This is a genomic window from Mycobacterium sp. (assembly GCF_035506235.1).
Classification (GTDB): Bacteria; Actinomycetota; Actinomycetes; order Mycobacteriales; family Mycobacteriaceae; genus Mycobacterium.
The window spans coordinates 30,830-49,634 of sequence record NZ_DATJPU010000004.1 but is presented as its reverse complement, the minus strand read 5'-3'; the positions used below and the strand labels follow the sequence as shown (position 1 = coordinate 49,634).

The window sequence follows — 18,805 nt, the reverse complement described above, 5'->3', positions numbered from 1 at the left end:
GGACTTTGTATGCGTCTTTCACGATTTCGGCTTCCTTTTCCAGTGGCTTCCCTTGACCGCTTCGAGGGCTTCGGTGACGTAGAGATCCAGCGGCCGCCGGGCCGTGGATTGGCGCACCCAGCGCTGGAACGCGAAATCGGCTGCTGCGAAAGCGAGTTGGACCAGCAGGCCGGGGCGCATGTCGTCCCCGGGGTTGGCGCCCATGCGTTCGCCGACCAGCTGGGCGGCGCGCTCCTTGTCGGCGGGCGTGTGGATGGTGGCCTTGTCGAGCAGGCCGGGGGCAATCAGCAGGGCCTCTCGCCACTCCTCGACGTCGGCTTGGTCGAACGAGCGGATCCGCGCGACGATGGCGTTGACGAGCGCGACGTCCGGCGACTCCCTGGGCGGCCGCTGCTCGAGCAGGTTGACGATCGCAGCACCGCCGTGGCGAACGGGGGCCAGCAGCAGGTCCTCCTTCGTCGGCACGTGGCGGAAGAAGGTGCGCGGGGAAACACCCGCGGCCGTGGCGATTTCGTCCGTCGTGACGGTGTCGTAGCCGCGCTCGATGAACAGCCGAAACGCCGCGCGCCGGATCTCGGCGCGGATCTGCGCGCGCTGCCGATCTCGCAGGGACCCGGCAATCATCGGAAGCAGCCGATTCCACCGTCGACGTGGATGGTCTGCCCGGTGATGAATGTCGCGTCGGTGCCGAGCAGGAATGCCACCAGCGCTCCGACATCGGTGCGGACGTCCCCGATGCGCTTCATCGGAACGCGTCCCACCGCCTTGGCATAATCGTTGGGCGCGAACTGCTTCCACAGCTTGACGCCGTCGGATTCGGCGAACGGGCAGATGACGTTGACGCGGATGTTGTCGCGCCCCCACTCCAGCGCGGCGACCTTGGACAGCCCGCGGATGGCCTCCTTGGCGGCGGCGTAGCCGCCCCATCTGGGTTCGCCACCGGTGCCCGTCCCCGAGCCGAAGTTGACGATCGATCCGCCGCCGGCCTCGACCATGAGCGGGTACACGGCCTGCATAAGCAGGAAGGTCGCGCGGGGGCCGACGTCATAGCCGAGCGCCAGGTCCTCGGTGGTGACGTCGACGAATGGCTTCGGCTCGTTGGTGGCGATGGCATTGTTGACCAGGCCGTGCACCGCGCCGAAGGCGTCCACCGCGGCCGCCACGATCCGCTGCGCGCAGGCCGGGTCGCGCAGATCGGCGACCAGCTGTTCGACTCGCCCCATTCCCTTGAGCTCGGCGGTGGTCGCGTTGAGGACCTCGGCCTGGATGTCGACCAGCAGCACCTCGGCGCCCCGTTCGAGCAGCGCGGCGGCCACACCCTTTCCGACGCCCTGGGCGGCGCCGGTGACGATCGCGACGTGGCCGCGCATCGAACTGGAATGGGAGTAGGTCATGTGACCGGCCCCATCTGCAGCGGAACCCCGCGGTGCATCTCGTAGGTGCTGCGCGCACCGTCCGGTAGCTCGATGAACTCGACCGGCGTCCCGTCGGGGTCCTTGACGAAAAACATTCGCACCCCGCCGATTTCGAAGGGCGCCTGGTCGGGCGTGTAGCCGGCGACGGTGATGCGGTGGTGGGTGTCATCGAGATCGGGGACCCTGAGCGACATGTTGTGGATGCCGGTGATGCCGCGCCGCGCCGGTTGGTCCGCTGTGGGTGGACCTCCCAGTGAGAGCAACTCGACCATCAGCCCGCCGAGCAGGCCGCCCACCACCCGGCCTTCCTGCTTTCTCTTCGTGTGCAGCGCCGCGTCGAAAGGCTCTCCGGAGATCAGGGTGTCGAACACGACGTCCATGCCCAGCACGCCGCGGTAGAACGCCAGCGCGGGATCCATGTCGGTCACGCCGATGACGAGGTGGCAGAACGACACGTCGCCCAGGACGGTCATGGTGTCGCCACCGCAAGATCGGGGGCCGGGCGACCCGCGAACAACGGCAGGTCCAGATAGGTCTTGATGCCCGGTTCGGCGGCGCAGACATCGGGAATGGCGTTGACGCAGTGGTTGGCCGTGGCGACCACGCCGGGATTCTTCACCAGCCCTTCGGCGATCGTCTCGGGTTGCAGACCCTTGAAGGTGAGGCTCACGGTGGGGTCGCCGGTGATCTCCACTTCGAAGCGTTCGCCGCGCCCACCGAAATTCCAGGCCGGCTCGAGGTTTTCCTCGCCCATCAGCCAGTTGACCGCCGCGGTGATGACCGGTTCGCCGTCGACGAGGGCCTGCCAGCGGAACCTGCGCGCGGCGACGGTTCCGCTGGTGATGGGGAACGGTGCGTAGTCGATGTCGGAGGTCGCCACCGCGACGTCCTGGACGGTCCTGATATTCGGCTCGATGCGAAATCCCATGTGGTCGGCGATCATTCGCACCGACTGCTTGAAGCCCGCCTCGAGCAGGCCGGCCATGGGACCTTGCATGGCGTCCTGGGGGGCGCCGCCGAATCCCATGATGTGGCGCACGACGTCCGGGGCGTTGTAGGTGCGGATGTCGGAGAACTCCTCGGCGCGCAAGTGCGTGACCGCCGACGACAGCGACGACAGCATCAGCGGGAATCGCTCGGTGATGCCGCCGGGGTGGATTCCCGAACCGTGCAGCGTCACCCCGCCCTCGAGTGCCGCATCGGCGACGGCCTTGTGGCGCGGGTTGCCGGGGTCCGGGTACACCCAGCCGACCGGGGTGACCACGTTCTTGCCGGACCGCAAGATCGCGATGACCTCTTCGTCGTTGGGGACCAGCGGGCTGTACACGACGCAGTCCGCGTCGAGGGCCAGCACCTCGTCGGCGTTGGCGGTGGCCGCGACGCCGAGCGGGGAAGCTCCGATGATGTCACCCACGTCGGCGCCGTCCTTGCTCGCGCTGTGCACCCAGCATCCGGCGAGCTCGAGCTGCGGATGATTCAGCACGCATTCGATGGCGGCCTTGCCGACACCTCCTGTCGCCCATTGGATGACACGAATGTTCATCTGGCCTCCCAAGCGCACGCTTTACACACCACCGGCTGAAATGGCACAGTATGACCCGCTGACAGTCACTGTCAACGACGCATAGGAAGGCCTGACGATGGGCGCCCTCGACGGCAAGATCGCGATCGTGACGGGAACCAGCCGCGGTGTGGGCGTCGGCATCGCCCACGAATTGCTGCGCGCGGGCGCCACGGTCATCGGTTGTTCCCGTTCGCCGCTGGACGCCATCCCGGGGGTCGACGGCGACTGGGCCGCGCGCGCCCACCAAAAGGTTTGCGACCAAGGCGATTACCGCTCGATCGACTCGTTCGTCGCCGACGTCGTGGCCGCCCACGGGCGCATCGACATCCTGGTGAACAACGCCGGCGGCACGGTGCCGGCACCACACGCCGAAAGCATTCCCGAACTCGTGCAACGCATTCAGGGTGCGCCGCCGAGTGACGACGACTATGAGCGCACGGCGCTGTTCCACGCGTACGCGGTGCAGATGAACCTCATCAGCCCGCTCTGGTTCGCGATCCGCACGTACCGGCAGATGCGCACGCAGGACGGCGCGGGCTGCGTCATCAACATCTCCAGCGGCGCGGGGCACCCCGCGGGGTCGCCGACGCTGGTCTCCTACGGTGCGGCCAAGAGCGGGCTCAACCAGCTGACCCGGTCGCTGGCCGAGGAGTGGGGGCCGAAGGTGCGGGTCAACTGCATCGCACTGGGCCCGACGATGACCGAGAACTTCCGGTCGTTTGTCCTGCCGAAGGACGATCCGACCGGCGAAAAGTACTTCGCCGCCGTCCCGTTGCGCCGAGCGGGGAAGCCGGCGGAGGTGGGCCGCGTCTGCGTCTTCCTCGCGAGCGGAGACGCCGACTTCATCAACGGCACCACCATCGAACACGACGGCGGGATGCTGCCTGGCGTGCTCTACGACGCTGGCCTCAAGGCCATCACGGACCTGCTGTAGGCGCGCCGCCGCCAGCACGGCGCATGGTCACGTGCGCCCCACGAGTCGCGCCGGTGGGAAGGTGTGCCCTGAGGTTGTCGCGGCAAGGCGGGCACAAGGACTAGTGCTTCCGGACCGAAACTGATGTGGCCGGTGTGACGCCCGCGCCAAGCCGTCCTCGATTGTCAAAAAGCTGTCCTCTGGTGTCAATACTCAGACCCCCGCGCTGCCGCACAGTGGGTGCAGCGGTAAGCCACCGCCTCCGACAGCAGAAGGAAACGGCCATGAACACCAGCAGCATCGAGCACGTCGACGTGTTGATCGTCGGGGCCGGCATCTCGGGCATCGGTGCCGCCTACTACCTGCGGACGATGCAGCCGGGCAAGACGTTCGCGATCCTGGAGGCCCGCGACGAGATCGGCGGGACGTGGGACCTGTTCCGCTACCCGGGAATTCGATCGGACTCGGACCTGCACACCTTCAGCTACGAATTCAAGGCCTGGGAGGACGACAAGGCCATCGCCAGCGCGGGCTCCATCATGGCCTACCTGCGCGAGACGGTGGCCGAGAACGGCATTCGCCAGTCGATCCGGTTCCAGCACAAGGTGATCGGCGCGGCCTGGTCCACCAGGGATGCCCGCTGGCTCGTCGAGGTCGAACGCTTTAATCCTGGGCAAGACACCGGCGAACACGTCACCATGAGCTGCGGGTGGTTCTTCTGCGCCAGTGGCTACTACCGCTACGACGAGGGGTTCACCCCGGAATTTCCGGGGAGGGAGCGGTTCACGGGTCAAATCGTCCACCCGCAGCACTGGCCGGACGACCTGGACTACCGCGGCAAGACGGTGGTCATCATCGGCAGTGGCGCGACCGCCGTCACGCTGGTGCCGGCGATGGCCGAGACGGCCGGGCACGTGACGATGCTGCAGCGCTCGCCGACCTACATCGTGCCGGTGCCGTCGGAGGACCGCATCGCCAACACCCTGCCCAAACTGGTCGGGCGGGACCGCGCGTACGCCATCACCCGGCGGAAGAACGTCGCCAAGCAACGGTTGGTCTGGCGGCTGTGCCAGCAGTACCCGCGTGCCGCCCGGCGGCTGATCCGCCACCTCAACGCCAGGCAACTTCCGGCCGGGTATCCGGTCGACGAGCACTTCAAGCCGGCCTACAACCCGTGGGACCAGCGGCTGTGCGCGGTGCCCGACGCCGACATGTTCAAGGCCATCCGCGACGGCCGGGCCTCGGTTGTCACCGACCGGATCGACACGTTCACCGAGCGGGGGATCCGGCTGCGGTCCGGGCGTGAACTGGAAGCCGACATCATCGTCACCGCGACGGGCCTGAACCTGCTTGCCTTCGGCGGCATCAGCCTCTCGGTGGACGGCGTGCCCGTCGACCTGCCCGAAAAGGTGGCGTTCAAGGGCTTCCTGCTGAGCGACGTCCCCAACTTCGCCTACGTGTTCGGCTACACCAACTCTTCCTGGACGCTCAAGGTCGGGCTGATATGCGAGCACTTCTGCCGGCTGTTGGCCCACATGGACGCGCACGGCCACACCATCTGCTACCCGCGGCTGCCGGGATCCATGCCGACCCGGCCGTTGCTGGAAGTCGCCGCGGGCTACGTCAAGCGATCGGCCGACCAGTTCCCCCGTCAGGGGGCCGAAGGCCCGTGGCGCACCTGCATGGACTACCGCGCCGACTACAAGACGCTGCGCGAGGGTCCTGTCGAAGACGAGAACCTCTTCTTCGCAGCCTCGTCGCCCGCCGACGCGCTCGAGCCCGCTCTGACCGCGTGACTGCCCCAACGGATTACGAAGGACAAGCTCATGGAACTGATGGCACCTTTGGACTCGCTATTCTTGTCCGCCGAGAAGCGCGAGCACCCGCTGCACGTTGGCGCGCTACAGCTGTTCACTCCGCCCGCCGACGCGGGACCCACTTTCGCACGGGACATCCACGAGGCGATGCTGCGGTGCGATGACGTGGCGTCGATATTCCGTAAGCGTCCCAAGGCTTTTCGGGGTGGCCTCGCGAACGTCGCGTGGTCGTCGGGCGACGACGTCGACCTCGGCTACCACGTGCGTCGATCTGCCCTGCCGGCGCCGGGACGGGTCCGCGAGCTGTTGGAGCTGACCTCACGGCTGCACGGCAATCTCCTGGATCGACACCGTCCGCTGTGGGAAACACACGTGATCGAGGGCCTCAAGGACGGACGCTTCGCGGTTTACACCAAGATGCACCACGCGCTCGTCGACGGTGTATCCGGGCTTGCGCTTCTGCAGCAGTCATTGACCACGGACCCCAGCGATGCGAGCTTCCGTGCGCCCTGGTCGCCGGCGCCGGCGGTCGAGGGCCCGGATCGTCCCCGCCGCGGGTTGCTGCAAAGCATGACCGGACTGCTGGGATCCGTTGGGGAAGCGGCCCCGTCGGCCCTACGATTGGCGCGCCTGGCGCTGATGGAACAGCAACTCACGCTGCCGTTCGGGGCGCCGCGCACCATGTTGAACGTGCCGATTGGGGGAGCGCGGAGGTGCGCTGCGCAGTCGTGGCCGCTGGACCGGATCAAGGCGGTCAAGAGCGCGGCCGGGGTGAGCGTCAACGACGTGGTTCTCGCGATGTGCTCTGGGGCGCTGCGCGCGTATCTCGACGATTACGACGCGCTCCCGGACAGGCCCCTGGTCGCGATGGTCCCGGTGAGTTTGCGCAACGACGGCGACTCCGTGGGCGGCAACATGGTTGGAGCGGTGTTGTGCACCCTGGGGACGCACCTCGATGACCCCGCGCAGCGTCTGCAGGCCATTGGATCCTCGATGCGGCAGAACAAAAAGGTGATGTCACAGCTTCCCCGCGCTCAGGCTATGGCGTTGTCGATGCTGCTGCTGAGCCCCGCCGTGGTCAACAGCCTGCCCGGCGTCACGGAGGCCACCCCGCCTCCGTTCAATGTCTGCATCTCGAACGTGCCCGGCGCGCGGGAGCCCTTGTATTGCAACGGTGCCCGGCTGGACGGCAATTACCCGATGTCGATCGCGCTCAACGGGCAGGCGCTCAACATCACCTTGACTAGTGGCGCCGACAGCCTCGACTTCGGTCTCGTCGGATGCCGCCGGAGCGTGCCGCACCTACAGCGGGTGCTCGGGCATCTGGAAACGTCGCTGAAGGATCTGGAGCGGGCGGTCGGTCTATAGGCGGTCGCTCGTGGGCCCTCAGGCCCGCGCCATTGCCGGCGCGCGAGTTCTGTTGCGGTATGCGGCCGGGCCCGTTCCGAACCAGCGTTTGCACGAGCGAGTCAGCACGCTTTGCTCCGCGTAACCCAGTTCCCGGGCCAGGTGGGTGAGGCTGATGGCGGTGCTGCGCAGGTAGCGCTCGGCGGCGTCCCTACGGACTTGATCGACCAAGGCGGCGAACGTGGTGTCCTCCTCGGCGAGCCTGCGCTGCAGTGTTTTCGGGTGCACATTGAACTGACCGGCGACGACGTCGAGTGTCGCCGCCCCGGTGGGTAGCAACTGACGAACGATAATCCGCACCGACTCGACGATCCCGGCGTCGTGCGGGGTGATGCCGTTCAGATAGTCGACGACGGCCTTGTGGGCGACGTCATCGCGGTGCAATGGGCGGCTCAGGTCGGCGGTGCGTACCGTGAAGCCCGCTGCCCGCGCCGCGAACTCGGGCGTGCATCCGAAATACCGCACGTAATCGGCTCTCGGCGTGAGCGGTTCGTGGGGCAGGTGCACCTTCAGCGGGGTGTAGTCGGCGCCCATGAGCAGGCGAAACACCCGTAGCGAAACGCCCAGTGAGAGTTCCGTCGTCTGCGGGTGTGGCGGCGCGCTGTCCAGGAGGAACTCGACGGTCAGGAAGGACAGGCGCGGGTCGGTCAGTGGCGTGACGCGGATAGCGATCACCGGACTGTAGGCCGCCATGTAGGTGCCGAAGATACCCAGGGCGTCCGCCACTGTGGCGGCGGTGCGGGCCGCCACTCCGACCGGACCCAGGATCTCGATGCCCTGCCGTTGTGCCAGGCGTCGCCCGAAGTCCGGCGTGTCCGTGGTCTGGGCGGCCGACTCGATCGCGCGTATCGCCGCAAGGTAGGGAATGAACGCGTCGTAGTTGCCGGCATCCTGCTGCCGGATGCCCGCCGCACGCAGCAGGATCGCGGGGTCGCCGCCCAGCTCGGCGACCAGGCTTGGGTAGTTGGAGAGCGCGGTCCCGCGAACCACGGACATGTGGTTGACCCTTCAGCGGATGGCGACACCATGTCAAGGGCCGGTGGTCGTGTCTTGAAGTGTCAAAAGCCTGTCGCGAAGTGTCAAGACGTCGGGCCGGCCAGTGATGGATCGTTGGAGTCATCGTGAACAACAGCGACTTTGGATAAGGAGAAAGCACATGGCTTTCCGCGTCGCCATCACCGGCGGGGCCCGCGGCATCGGCCGCGCCACCGCCGAGGCCTGCCTGCGCGCGGGCATGGCGGTAGTCATCGGTGACATCGACGGCGCCTTGGTGGCAGCGGTCGCCGACGAGTTGGGTGAGGGGGCCGATGGCCTGCCGCTCGACGTGCGAGACCCGCAGAGCTTCGAAGCGTTCCTTGCTGAGGCGGAACAACGCAGCGGACCCCTTGACGCGCTCGTCAACAACGCCGGCGTCGCCCCGATCGGTCTGTTCATCGATGAAGATCCCCGCGACACTCAACGGATGGTGGAGATCAACATCGGCGGCGTGCTCACCGGAACCCGGTTGGCACTGCGGCGGTTCGTCCCCCGAGGCCACGGCCACATCGTGAATTTGGCGTCGTCGGCAGGGCAGATCGCGACCGCCGGCGGTGCCACGTACGCGGGCACCAAACATGCCGTCGTCGGGTTCACCCGGGCGATTCGGGCCGAGACCCGCGGCACGGGGCTTCGCACCACTATCGTGATGCCCGGCCTGATCCGCACCGACATGATCAGTGGCTTCGGAAAGGCCAGGGGCACAAGGATCGTCGGCCCCGAAGCGGTCGCCGACGCGATCGTCGAGGCCCTCCGCCATGGACGCGAGGAGGTGTTCGTCCCGCGGGAAATCGGGCCGATCGCCCGCCTGGTCGCCGGAAGCCCGCCGGCCATCGCCGACCGGATCAAGCGGGCGCTGCGGGCGGACAACATCATGGCCGAAGCTGACATGGGCACTCGTGACGCCTACCGGCGGCGTATGGACGCCGAGGTAACGGAGATACAGAGGTGACCGGATTCGAGGTGCGACAGGTCGTGGTCAACGGCGTCCGGTCACCGGTGCTGATCGGCGGCACCGGCCGGGCCGAAGAGGCCGTCGTCTTCGTACACGGCAACCCGGACGCCGGCAGTGACTGGGAACCGCTGATGAAGCTCATCGCGGAGTTCGCCCCCGTCGTCGCACCGGATCTGCCCGGGTTCGGCGCGGCGGATAAAGACCCGGACCAGGAATACACCCTCGCCGCTTACGCCGCGCATGTCGGTGGGGTCATCGACCGGCTGGGCCTCGAGAGGGTGCACCTGGTCGCCCACGACTTCGGCGGACCCATCGCGCTGACCTGGGCCGCGGCCCATCCCGAAAAGGTCGCCAGCGTCACCTTGATCAACACCGGGGTGCTGCTCGACTACAAGTGGCACCGGATGGCCCGGGTCTGGCGTACTCCCGTTGCCGGCGAGTTGTTCATGCGCGCCACCTCCCGCCGCGTGGCGCGCCTGGTGATCCGGCACGACAACCCGGGCCTGCCCGCGCAATGGGCGAACCGGATCGTCGAACATCTTCTCCCGGCCGGGACGAAGCGCGCCGTGCTGCGGCTGTACCGCTCCACGCGGCCAGACGACATGAACGCGCTCGTCGCACCCCTACGCGACCTCGACCCCGACACGCTGGTGGTGTTCGGCGCCGCGGACGTCTATATCCCGGTCGAGCAGGCCGAGCGTCAGCGTCGCGTGTTCCCGCGCGCGCAAGTGGAAACGTTGCCCGGTGTCGGTCACTGGGCGTGGCTCGAGCAACCCGACCGGGTTGCCGGGTTCGTCGTCCCGTTCCTGCGCAAGCGGGTGGGCACGGCCGTCCAGAAGTAGCAATTAACAAGGAGATTCACGTGAGCACAACGTTGGGGCCCACCGCGGAACAGTTCGCCGCGCTCACCGCACGCCCGGCGGACACGCCGGTGCTGATGGTCAACCTGCTGAAGTTCAAAACGTCAGGCGGTCTGGAGTCCTACCAGCGGTACGGGCGGGAAGTCGCGCCGCACCTCGAACGCGTCGGCGCCACGGTCCGCTACGCCGGCACCGCGCCCGCCGTCGTGATCGGCGAAGGGGAGCGGCCCTGGTGGGACGCGATTCTCATCGTCGAGTACCCGACCCCGCAGGCTTTCATCGACATGGTGATGACACCCGAGTACGCGCAGGTCCACGAGCATCGCGCCGACGCGCTGGAGCGGGGCGACCTGATCGCGACGTCGACATGGTCGCTCGCGGTGTGATCAGCCGCCAATGGACTCTCGAGGCCGGGACTTTCGACCACTAGGAAGCCCACCGTCAAGGCGGTTAGCGTCTTAAGATCATGCGTGAATTCAGCGTCGCGGCAAGCTTCACCGTCGGAGACCACGACAGCATCGTCAGCAGTGTGTACTCCCATGAACGGGACAACCCCGATCATGTGATCTTTCAGCGCCTCGTCGACGGTATGTGGACCGACGTGACCTGCGCGGAGGCCGCCCAGCAGATCCGTGCCACCGCGCTCGGCCTGATCGCGGAGGGTGTGCAGGCCGGTGACCGGGTCGCGATCCTGTCGGCCACCCGCTACGAGTGGGTCATCCTCGATTACGCGATCCTGTCCGTCGGCGCACTCACCGTCCCGATCTACGACACGTCATCGCCCGAGCAGGTGCGCTGGGTGCTGGAGGACTCCGGCGCTGTCGTGGTGATCACCGAGACCGACGCGCACGGCCAACTGGTCAAGGAACTCAGCGCCGAGCTGCCGAATCTGCGCAGGATCTTGCATCTCGAGTCAAACGGCCCGGCTGCGCTCGACGAGCTGGCCGAGGCGGGCAAGGCGGTGGACGTCGGCCGGCTCGACGAGCGGCTTGCGGGGCTGCGGCCCGCCGATCCCGCCACGCTGATCTACACGTCGGGCACCACCGGCCGTCCGAAGGGCTGCCAACTGACGCACTCCAACCTGCTGTACGAGACGCGCGGCGCCGCAGCGTGCTTCCCGACGCTGTTGCGCGAGGGCGAACGGTTGCTGGTCTTCCTGCCGCTCGCCCATGTGCTGGCGCGTTCGCTGTCGATGTCGGCGTTCGCCAACAAGGTCACGATTGGCTACACGAGTGACATCAAGAACCTGGTGCCCACGCTCGCCGTCTTCAAGCCCACGGTGGTGGTGTCGGTGCCCCGGGTATTCGAAAAGGTGTACAACGCAGCGGAGTTGAGTGCCCGAGATAGTCACCGCGGCCCGATTTTCGAGCTCGCCGCCCGTACGGCCATCGAGTGGAGCACGGCTCTGGACACCGGAGGCCCCGGCCGGCTGCTACAGGTCCGGCATGCCCTGTTCGACGGGCTGGTGTACCGCAAGCTCCGCGCTGCGTTGGGCGGCAACTGCCATGCGGCAGTCTCCGGGGGAGCCCCGCTGGGCCAGCGGCTGTGCCACTTCTACCGGGGCGCCGGACTCACGGTCTACGAAGGCTACGGCCTGACCGAGACGAGCTCCGCGATCACGGTCAACCGCGTCGGTGAGGAGCGGGTCGGCACGGTGGGAAGGCTGTTGCCGGGCAACAGCATGGCGATCGCCAACGACGGCGAGGTGCTGCTGCGCGGCGGTGTGGTGTTCAACGGCTACTGGCATAACGACACCGCCACACAGGAGGCGATCGTCAACGGCTGGTTCCACAGCGGTGACCTCGGATCGGTGGACGACGACGGATTCTTGTCGATCATCGGCCGCAAGAAGGAGATCATCGTGACCGCGGCCGGCAAGAACGTCGCTCCGGCCGGGCTGGAGGATCAGCTGCGCGCCCACCCGCTGATCAGTCAGGCGATGGCGGTCGGAGATAACAGGCCGTTCGTGGGCGCACTGATCGCGATAGACCCCGAAGGCTTCGAGGTGTGGAAGCAGCACCACGGCAAGGAGGCCACCGCCTCCGTCGCGGACCTGATCGACGATCCGGACCTGGTCGCCGAGATCGATCAGGCAGTCAAGCGGGCCAATCAGGCTGTGTCGCATGCGGAATCGATCCGCAAATTCCGCATCCTGCCGGTCGACTTCACCGTGCTCACCGGCGAGTTGACCCCGACGCTGAAGGTGAAGCGCGACGTGGTGGCGTCGCGGTTCGCCAACGACATCGAGGCGATTTATGGCACGCAGTGATCCCGGAGGCCGCCCGTCATAGCTTGTAGCCGATCGCGCGCAGTAGCTCGTGTCGCTGCGCCACGTCGCTGTCGGTCTCCACTCCGAGGGGAGTCTGTCCGTCGATCACCCCGATGATGCCGCGACCGCGCGGAGTCACCGCGACGACGACATCGACCGGATTGGCTGTGGCGCAGTAGATTCCGCAGACTTCGGGAACCGCCTTCACCGGGTTGAGGACGTTGACGGGAAACCCGTCGCGCAGGAAGATCACGAAACTGTGCCCGGCGGCGATGGTCAGCGCGGCGCGAGTCGCGAGTTCGATCAACTCGGTGTCGTTGCCGGTGCGGCGAACCAGTCGCGGCCCGGAGGCCTCACAGAAGGCCAGCCCGAACCGCAGCGACGCGCTCACCCCCACCAGGGCCTCGTGCAGGTCTTCGACCGTTTTGACGAAGTGTGCCTGGCCGATGACGACGTTGACACCCTCCGGCTTGTCCGGCATGGCAATGGACACCACATCCCAGGCCAGCGACGTCGCAGTCACAGACCCATGTTCCCACCACGCAGGCCTTACGCCTATCGGTGTGAGCCGAGGACTAATGGCGGCCATGGCGGGTCAAAAGACCCATCTCAACAACGCCCCTCCATCGATAACGTCAGTCGGGCGACGAGTTCACACCTGGTGGCCCAGGAGAGGGCAGATGAACGACTTGCTCAACCTCATCGAGAAAAGACAATCCCTGCGGGTCCCGTTCGACGGCGGCCGCCCGATCTCCGCACGCGACCTGCTGCAGGTCCTGGAAGCCGCGCGGTGGAGTCCCACTGCTCACAACATGCAGAACTTCGAGATCGTCGTCGTGGACGACCAGAAGGTGCTTGACGAGATCGGCGCGATACCGGTTCAGCTCTCCGAGGAATTCCTGCGCGAGCACCTGCAACTGCTCTCTTTCTCCGAAGAAGAGTTGCGCCGCAAGGAGGTTGGTCTTTTCGCCGGCGCGCTCCCGGCGTGGATGGGTGACCTGGCGCGCATGGGAAAGGGGGGCGAGGCGATCCCCTTGCATCGGTTGATGCCCGATTGCCCGGTCCTGTTGATCGTGCTGTACGACACCACGAGGCGGGCCCCCGCCTCCGAGGGGGACGTGCTGGGGATGATGAGCCTGGGCTGTGTGCTGCAGAACATGTGGCTGATGGCGCAATCGCTCGGACTCGGCTTTCAGGTCCTTTCGGTCCTGAGCAATCCCACGGTCGAAGAGGCGGTCAAACAACTACTCGCCGTTCCCGGCGAGCTGAAGGTCGCCTTTGCCGTCCGGCTCGGTCACCCCGTGGTGTCGCTGCCCTACCTGCGGGTGCGTCGCGACGTTGCGGAGTTCGTTCACCGGAACCACTGGGAAAGCCGGTGACACCGCACAGACCCGACTAGAGAGGTGCAGCGATGACCGTAATGATGACGGGATTCCCCGGCTTTCTCGGCAGCGCGTTACTGCCGGGCATCCTCAAACGAGTTGACAGTTCCGCAATCTGCCTGGTGCAGCCCAAGTTCGCCGCGCTCGCGGAGCGGCGGGTGGCCGAACTGAGCGCCGCCGATCCGTTCCTGGAGGACCGGATCCAGGTCGTCGAGGGGGACATCACCCAACCGGGGCTGGGGCTCGCGGCGGACGCCCTCGCCGGGGTCACCGAGGCGTGGCACCTCGCCGCCGCGTACGACCTGGCCGTTGCCCGTGACGTGGCGGTTCGGGTCAACGTCGACGGCACCCGGAACGTGCTGGACGCGCTTGAGCGCTGCCCCATGCTGACCCGCCTGCACTACTTCAGCACCTGCTATGTCAGCGGCCGCTATCCGGGCACGTTCACCGAGGACGACCTCGAGGTCGGCGCGCCGTTCAACAACTATTACGAGGAGACCAAGAACCTCGCCGAGTCGGAGGTCCGCTGGCGCCTGGCCATGGGCATGCCGACCACGATCTATCGCCCTTCGATCGTCGTCGGCGACAGTCGCACCGGCGAGACACAGAAGTTCGACGGGCCCTACTTCATCATGCAGTGGCTGTTGCGACAGCCCCGGCGTGCGATCCTGCCGGTGGTGGGCGACCCGACGGCGACACGGGTGAACGTGGTCCCGCGCGACTTCATCGTTGAAGCGGTCGGATATCTGAGCGGCCTTCCCGCCTCCACGGGCCGGACCTATCAGTTGGCCGATCCGCACCCGCTCACGGTCGAGGAGATGGCGGAGACCCTCGCCGCGGCGACGGGCCGGCAGCTCATCAAGGTTCCATTGCCGCGCAGGCTGGCCAAGGCGTCCCTGGCGCACGTTCCTGGGCTCTACCGCTTGATGCGGATCCCTCCCGAAGCGGTGGACTACTTCGCGCATCCCACCACCTATGCGACCGACCACTGCCGTGCCGACCTCGCCGGCAGCGGTATCGCGGCACCCCCGTTCCGCAGCTACGTCGATCGGCTCGTGGAGTACATGCGCAGCCATCCCGAAGTCGGCTCGGCGGCGATGTTCTGAGAGCGCTTCGCGTCCTCCCCAGTTCGCGGTCTAATTGGTGGATGGAACTGATGATGCCCACCGATGCGGTCTTCCTACTGGGGGAATCGCGCGAACACCCCATGCACGTCGGGGCCTTGCAGTTGTACGAGCCACCACCGGACGCCGGTCCCGACTTCGTCCGGGAGTTCACCGACGCGCTGGTTGCCTGCGACGACTTCCAGCCCACGTTCCGCAAGCACCCAGCGACGATCCTGGGCGGGATAGCCCCTTTGGCATGGACCTATGACGACGAGGTCGACGTCGACTACCACGTCCGGCGCTCGGCGCTGGCGTCACCGGGCCGGGTCCGCGAACTGCTGGAGCTGACCTCCCGGCTGCACACCAGCCTCCTCGATCGCCACCGGCCGCTGTGGGAGCTGTATGTGGTGGAGGGGCTGAAGGACGGCCGGTTTGCCATGTACTGCAAAATGCATCACGCGCTGATCGACGGCGTTTCCGCGCAGAAGCTGGTGCAGCGCTCGTTGTCCAACGACCCCGACGACCGCGAGATCCGCGCGCTGTGGAGCCTGCCGAAACGCAAGCACAAGTCCAGTCCCACCTCCCGCTTGGGGTCGCTCCTCAGGACGGCGGGATCGGTTGCGGCGCTTGGCCCTTCGACGGTGTCGCTGGCCCGCGCCGCGCTGCTGGAACAGCAGCTGACGCTGCCCTTCGGCGCACCGCGCACCATGTTGAACGTCAAGATCGGCGGCGCCCGCCGGTGCGCCGCCCAGTCCTGGTCGGTGGAGCGCGTCAAGAGCGTCAAGCGGGCCGCCGGGGTGACCCTCAACGACGTTGTCCTGGCCATGTGCTCGGGCGCGCTGCGCTACTACCTGCTCGAGCAGAGCGCACTGCCGGACACGCCCCTGGTCGCGATGGTCCCGGTGAGCCTGCGCAGAGAGGACGAGGCCGACGCCGGCGGCAACCTCGTCGGCGCGATCCTGTGCAACCTGGCCACCGACGCCGACGACCCCGCGGAGCGACTGCAGACTGTCAGCGAGTCGATGCGCAGCAACAAGAAGGTGTTTTCCGAGTTGCCCCGAGTCCAGGCGCTGGCGCTCTCGGCGATGAACATGAGCGCGCTGGCCCTGGCGGCGGTTCCGGGTTGGGTGAATTCCACATCGCCGCCGTTCAACCTGGTCATCTCGAATGTCCCGGGGCCCCAGGAGCAGCTGTATTGCGGGGGCGCGCGGCTCGACGGCAACTACCCGCTGTCCGCCGTCCTGGACGGGCAGGCGCTGAACATCACCCTGATCAGCAACGCCGGCAACCTCGATTTCGGCCTGGTCGGATGCCGTCGCAGCGTTCCGCACCTGCAGCGCCTGCTCGCGCATCTGGAGTCGTCGCTCAAGGATCTGGAACGCGCCGTCGGGGTCTGACAGCCTTGATGACGGCAAAGCCCAAGCTCAGCGCGGGCGTGTTGTTGTACCGAACCGTTGACGGCGTCGCCGAAGTCCTGATCGCGCATCCGGGCGGCCCGTTCTGGGCCCGCAAAGACGATGGCGCATGGTCGATCCCGAAGGGCGAGTACACCGACGGGGAGGACCCCTGGGCGGTCGCGCGGCGCGAGTTCCACGAGGAGCTCGGGTTGCCGGTGCCGGCGGGGCAGCGCATCGAGCTCGGCGCGCTGAAACAACCCAGCGGCAAGATGATCACCGCCTTCGCCGTCGGGGCCGACGTCGACGTCACCGACGCGCACAGCAACACTTTCGAGATGGAGTGGCCGAAGGGATCGGGCCGGATGCGGTCGTTCCCCGAGATCGACCGGGTTGGCTGGTTTACGGTTGCGCGGGCACGCGAGAAGCTGCTCAAGGGCCAGCGCCCATTCCTCGATCGATTGCTGGCCCATCCGGCTGTGGCGGGACTAGACGAAGGGACATGACATGCAAACGCTGCGCACTCCCGACGAGCGATTCGACGACGTACCCGACTTCCCTTATGCGCCAAGGTATTGCGAAATATCGGACGGCGAGGGCGGTGCGCTGCGGGTCGCCTGGGTGCAGGACGGGCCGGAGGATGCCGACCCGGTTCTCATGCTGCACGGCGAGCCGTCCTGGTCGTACCTGTACCGCAAGATGATCCCGATACTGGTTTCCGCCGGGCATCGCGTCATCTGCCCCGACCTGGTCGGGTTCGGTCGCTCCGACAAGCCGACCCGCCGCGAAGATCACAGCTATGCGCGCCAGGTCGAATGGATGCGGACCGTCGCCTTCGATGTCCTCGACCTGCGCGACGTGACCCTGGTGGGCCAGGACTGGGGCGGGCTGATCGGTTTGCGGCTGGCGGCCGAGCATCCCGAGCGGTTCGCCCGGCTGGTCGTCGCCAACACCGGTCTGCCGAACGGCGAGCAGCCGATGCCCGACGTCTGGTGGCGCTTCCGTGAGGCCATTACGACGGCACCGGAACTGAACATCGGCTGGTTCGTGCAGGGCGGTTGTCGCCAGCAGCTCAGCGACGAGGTGCGCGCAGGCTACGACGCGCCGTTCCCGTCTGATGAGTACTGCGCCGGGCCGCGCGCCATGCCCGGGCTGGTGCCGACCTCACCGGACGACCCCGCCGCGGCGGCCAACAAGGCGGCGTGGGCCAAGCTGGCCGTCAGCCCGACGCCCATGCTGGTCGCCTTCAGCGACAGCGACCCCATCACCGGGCCGATGGCCGAGATCTTCCAACGCGAGATGCGCGGCGCGCAGGGCATCGATCACCCGACGATCCGCGGCGCCGGGCACTTCCTGCAGGAGGACGCCGGCGAGGAACTGGCCAACCACATCGCCGAGTTTCTGCGGCGCTGAGCCGGCCGGCGGTGCGGGCAGAATGTGAGCATGACGACCGTCGCCCGAGCCGAATCGCAGGGGTTGCTGCTGCAGCTGCTCGACCCGGCCAACCGCGCCGACCCGTATCGGCTGTTTGCGCAGTGTCGCGACCTCGGACCGCTGCAACTGCCGCAGACGAACCTCACCGTTTTCTCGGCGTACCGAGACTGCGACGAGGTGTTGCGGCACCCGTCGTCGAGCAGCAGCAACATGAACTCGACGGTCGCGAAGCGCCAGCTCGAGGCGGGTTTGTTGCAGCCGCGGCCGTTCCCGCCGGGATTTTTGTTCCTCGATCCACCCGACCACACCCGGCTGCGCAAGCTGGCCGCTAAGGCGTTCTCGCCAAAAGTGGTGAATGCGCTGGAGCCCGAAATCACCGCGCTGGTGGACCGACTGCTTGATCGGATCGCCGAGAAGGGCGAGTTCGACGTCGTCAAGGATTTCGCCTATCCGCTGCCCGTGGCGGTGATCTGCCGGCTGCTGGGTGTGCCGCTCGACGATGAGCCGCAGTTCAGCCAGGCGTCGGCGGTGCTGGCGCAGGCGCTGGACCCATTCTCGACGATCACCGGTGTGCCACCGGACGTTGTGAATGAGCGGACGCAGGCGGTGAGGAGGCTGCGCGGCTACCTCCACCAGTTGATCGAGCGGCGCCGGTCAGAGCCGGGCGAAGACCTGTTGTCGGGCTTGATCGCGGTGGAGGAGTCCGGCGATCAACTGACCGAGGACGAAATCGTCTCCACCTGCAATCTCCTGCTGATCGCCGGGCACGAGACCACGGTCAACCTGATCGGGAACGCCATCCTGGCCATGCTGCGGAACCCCATTCACTGGGCGGCCCTGGGCGCCGACCCGGCTCGGGCACCGGCGATCGTGGAGGAGACCCTGCGTTACGACCCACCCGTGCAATTGGCCGGGCGGGTCGCCGCCGCGGACGTGACGATCGGAGACGTCGACGTGCCGGCGGGCGACATCATGATGGTCCTGCTCGCCGCGGCGCAGCGTGATCCCGCAGAGTTCGACCGGCCCGACACCTTCGACCCGGATCGGGGGACCCTGCGGCACTTGGGGTTTGGCCGCGGAATTCACTATTGCCTGGGCGCGCCGCTGGCGCGCCTGGAAGCCGGTGTCGCCCTGTCGGCGGTGACCGCGCGCTTCCCGGACGCGCGGCTGACCGGTGAACCACATTACAAGGCGAACGTCACGCTGCGCGGTTTGGCGGAGTTGACGGTCGCCGTTTAGCTGGGGCGCGAGCGC

Annotated in this window: 19 protein-coding genes; 13 read left to right on the top strand and 6 right to left on the bottom strand. The window is 67.2% G+C overall.

The window, feature by feature from the left end:
* Nucleotides 1–18 precede the first annotated feature (18 nt).
* The 4 genes from VMD50_RS00950 to VMD50_RS00935 are packed head-to-tail and all read right to left on the bottom strand — an operon-like array spanning nucleotide 19 to nucleotide 2,958.
* Nucleotides 19–624, bottom strand: a complete 606-nt coding sequence (locus VMD50_RS00950; protein ID WP_325423939.1) for a TetR/AcrR family transcriptional regulator — start codon at nucleotides 622–624, stop codon at nucleotides 19–21.
* Nucleotides 621–1,394, bottom strand: coding sequence for an SDR family NAD(P)-dependent oxidoreductase (locus tag VMD50_RS00945; RefSeq protein ID WP_325423936.1), 774 nt, complete (start codon nucleotides 1,392–1,394; stop codon nucleotides 621–623). Before VMD50_RS00945 ends, VMD50_RS00950 begins: the two co-directional genes overlap by 4 nt.
* Nucleotides 1,391–1,888: a VOC family protein gene (locus tag VMD50_RS00940; RefSeq protein ID WP_325423934.1), complete on the bottom strand. Its 498-nt coding sequence runs from the start codon at nucleotides 1,886–1,888 to the stop codon at nucleotides 1,391–1,393. The genes VMD50_RS00945 and VMD50_RS00940 overlap by 4 nt, the downstream gene beginning before the upstream one ends.
* Complete coding sequence (locus VMD50_RS00935) at nucleotides 1,885–2,958, bottom strand: NAD(P)H-dependent amine dehydrogenase family protein (protein WP_325423932.1); 1,074 nt, start codon at nucleotides 2,956–2,958, stop codon at nucleotides 1,885–1,887. Before VMD50_RS00935 ends, VMD50_RS00940 begins: the two co-directional genes overlap by 4 nt.
* 97 nt (nucleotides 2,959–3,055) lie before the next feature.
* On the opposite strand from VMD50_RS00935, the gene VMD50_RS00930 reads away from it, so the two are divergent.
* From VMD50_RS00930 to VMD50_RS00920, 3 genes are all read left to right on the top strand, one after another.
* The gene (locus VMD50_RS00930) at nucleotides 3,056–3,913 is read left to right on the top strand and encodes an SDR family NAD(P)-dependent oxidoreductase (RefSeq protein WP_325423930.1); all 858 of its coding nucleotides are present in this window, start codon (nucleotides 3,056–3,058) and stop codon (nucleotides 3,911–3,913) included.
* Between the two features lie 263 nt (nucleotides 3,914–4,176).
* Nucleotides 4,177–5,688 (top strand): flavin-containing monooxygenase, encoded by a 1,512-nt coding sequence (locus VMD50_RS00925; RefSeq protein WP_325423928.1) that lies wholly within the window; start codon nucleotides 4,177–4,179, stop codon nucleotides 5,686–5,688.
* Between the two features lie 39 nt (nucleotides 5,689–5,727).
* Nucleotides 5,728–7,077, top strand: coding sequence for a WS/DGAT/MGAT family O-acyltransferase (locus VMD50_RS00920; RefSeq protein ID WP_325423966.1), 1,350 nt, complete (start codon nucleotides 5,728–5,730; stop codon nucleotides 7,075–7,077).
* Nucleotides 7,078–7,095: 18 nt separating this feature from the next.
* On the opposite strand, the gene VMD50_RS00915 is transcribed toward VMD50_RS00920, so the two are convergent.
* Nucleotides 7,096–8,112, bottom strand: coding sequence for an AraC family transcriptional regulator (locus VMD50_RS00915; RefSeq protein WP_325423926.1), 1,017 nt, complete (start codon nucleotides 8,110–8,112; stop codon nucleotides 7,096–7,098).
* Between the two features lie 160 nt (nucleotides 8,113–8,272).
* Here VMD50_RS00915 and VMD50_RS00910 point away from each other — a divergent pair, with 160 nt between their 5' ends.
* The 4 genes from VMD50_RS00910 (at nucleotide 8,273) to VMD50_RS00895 (ending at nucleotide 12,235) form a co-directional block, all read left to right on the top strand.
* A complete protein-coding gene (locus tag VMD50_RS00910; protein WP_325423924.1) occupies nucleotides 8,273–9,103 on the top strand; it encodes an SDR family oxidoreductase in 831 nt (276 codons plus the stop codon).
* On the top strand, nucleotides 9,100–9,948 hold the full coding sequence (locus VMD50_RS00905; RefSeq protein WP_325423922.1) for an alpha/beta fold hydrolase: 849 nt from the start codon (nucleotides 9,100–9,102) through the stop codon (nucleotides 9,946–9,948). The genes VMD50_RS00910 and VMD50_RS00905 overlap by 4 nt, the downstream gene beginning before the upstream one ends.
* Before the next feature lie 20 nt (nucleotides 9,949–9,968).
* The gene (locus VMD50_RS00900; protein ID WP_325423920.1) at nucleotides 9,969–10,352 is read left to right on the top strand and encodes a DUF1330 domain-containing protein; all 384 of its coding nucleotides are present in this window, start codon (nucleotides 9,969–9,971) and stop codon (nucleotides 10,350–10,352) included.
* An 80-nt stretch (nucleotides 10,353–10,432) separates the two neighbouring features.
* Complete coding sequence (locus VMD50_RS00895; protein ID WP_325423918.1) at nucleotides 10,433–12,235, top strand: AMP-dependent synthetase/ligase; 1,803 nt, start codon at nucleotides 10,433–10,435, stop codon at nucleotides 12,233–12,235.
* 16 nt (nucleotides 12,236–12,251) lie between these two features.
* Here the strand turns inward: VMD50_RS00895 and VMD50_RS00890 are convergent, their stop codons facing one another.
* Nucleotides 12,252–12,716, bottom strand: coding sequence for an adenosine-specific kinase (locus VMD50_RS00890; protein WP_325423964.1), 465 nt, complete (start codon nucleotides 12,714–12,716; stop codon nucleotides 12,252–12,254).
* Nucleotides 12,717–12,915: 199 nt separating this feature from the next.
* On the opposite strand from VMD50_RS00890, the gene VMD50_RS00885 reads away from it, so the two are divergent.
* The 6 genes from VMD50_RS00885 to VMD50_RS00860 are packed head-to-tail and all read left to right on the top strand — an operon-like array spanning nucleotide 12,916 to nucleotide 18,790.
* Complete coding sequence (locus VMD50_RS00885) at nucleotides 12,916–13,614, top strand: nitroreductase family protein (protein WP_325423916.1); 699 nt, start codon at nucleotides 12,916–12,918, stop codon at nucleotides 13,612–13,614.
* A 32-nt stretch (nucleotides 13,615–13,646) separates the two neighbouring features.
* A complete protein-coding gene (locus VMD50_RS00880) occupies nucleotides 13,647–14,723 on the top strand; it encodes an SDR family oxidoreductase (protein WP_325423914.1) in 1,077 nt (358 codons plus the stop codon).
* Nucleotides 14,724–14,764: 41 nt separating this feature from the next.
* Nucleotides 14,765–16,120 carry a WS/DGAT/MGAT family O-acyltransferase gene (locus tag VMD50_RS00875; protein ID WP_325423912.1) on the top strand — a complete coding sequence of 452 codons (1,356 nt, stop codon included), beginning with the start codon at nucleotides 14,765–14,767 and terminating at the stop codon, nucleotides 16,118–16,120.
* A gap of 8 nt (nucleotides 16,121–16,128) precedes the next feature.
* Nucleotides 16,129–16,623, top strand: a complete 495-nt coding sequence (locus tag VMD50_RS00870; RefSeq protein ID WP_325423910.1) for an NUDIX hydrolase — start codon at nucleotides 16,129–16,131, stop codon at nucleotides 16,621–16,623.
* A 1-nt stretch (nucleotide 16,624) separates the two neighbouring features.
* Complete coding sequence (locus tag VMD50_RS00865; RefSeq protein ID WP_325423909.1) at nucleotides 16,625–17,530, top strand: haloalkane dehalogenase; 906 nt, start codon at nucleotides 16,625–16,627, stop codon at nucleotides 17,528–17,530.
* 30 nt (nucleotides 17,531–17,560) lie between these two features.
* Nucleotides 17,561–18,790 carry a cytochrome P450 gene (locus tag VMD50_RS00860; protein ID WP_325423907.1) on the top strand — a complete coding sequence of 410 codons (1,230 nt, stop codon included), beginning with the start codon at nucleotides 17,561–17,563 and terminating at the stop codon, nucleotides 18,788–18,790.
* The last annotated feature ends 15 nt before the right edge of the window (nucleotides 18,791–18,805 follow it).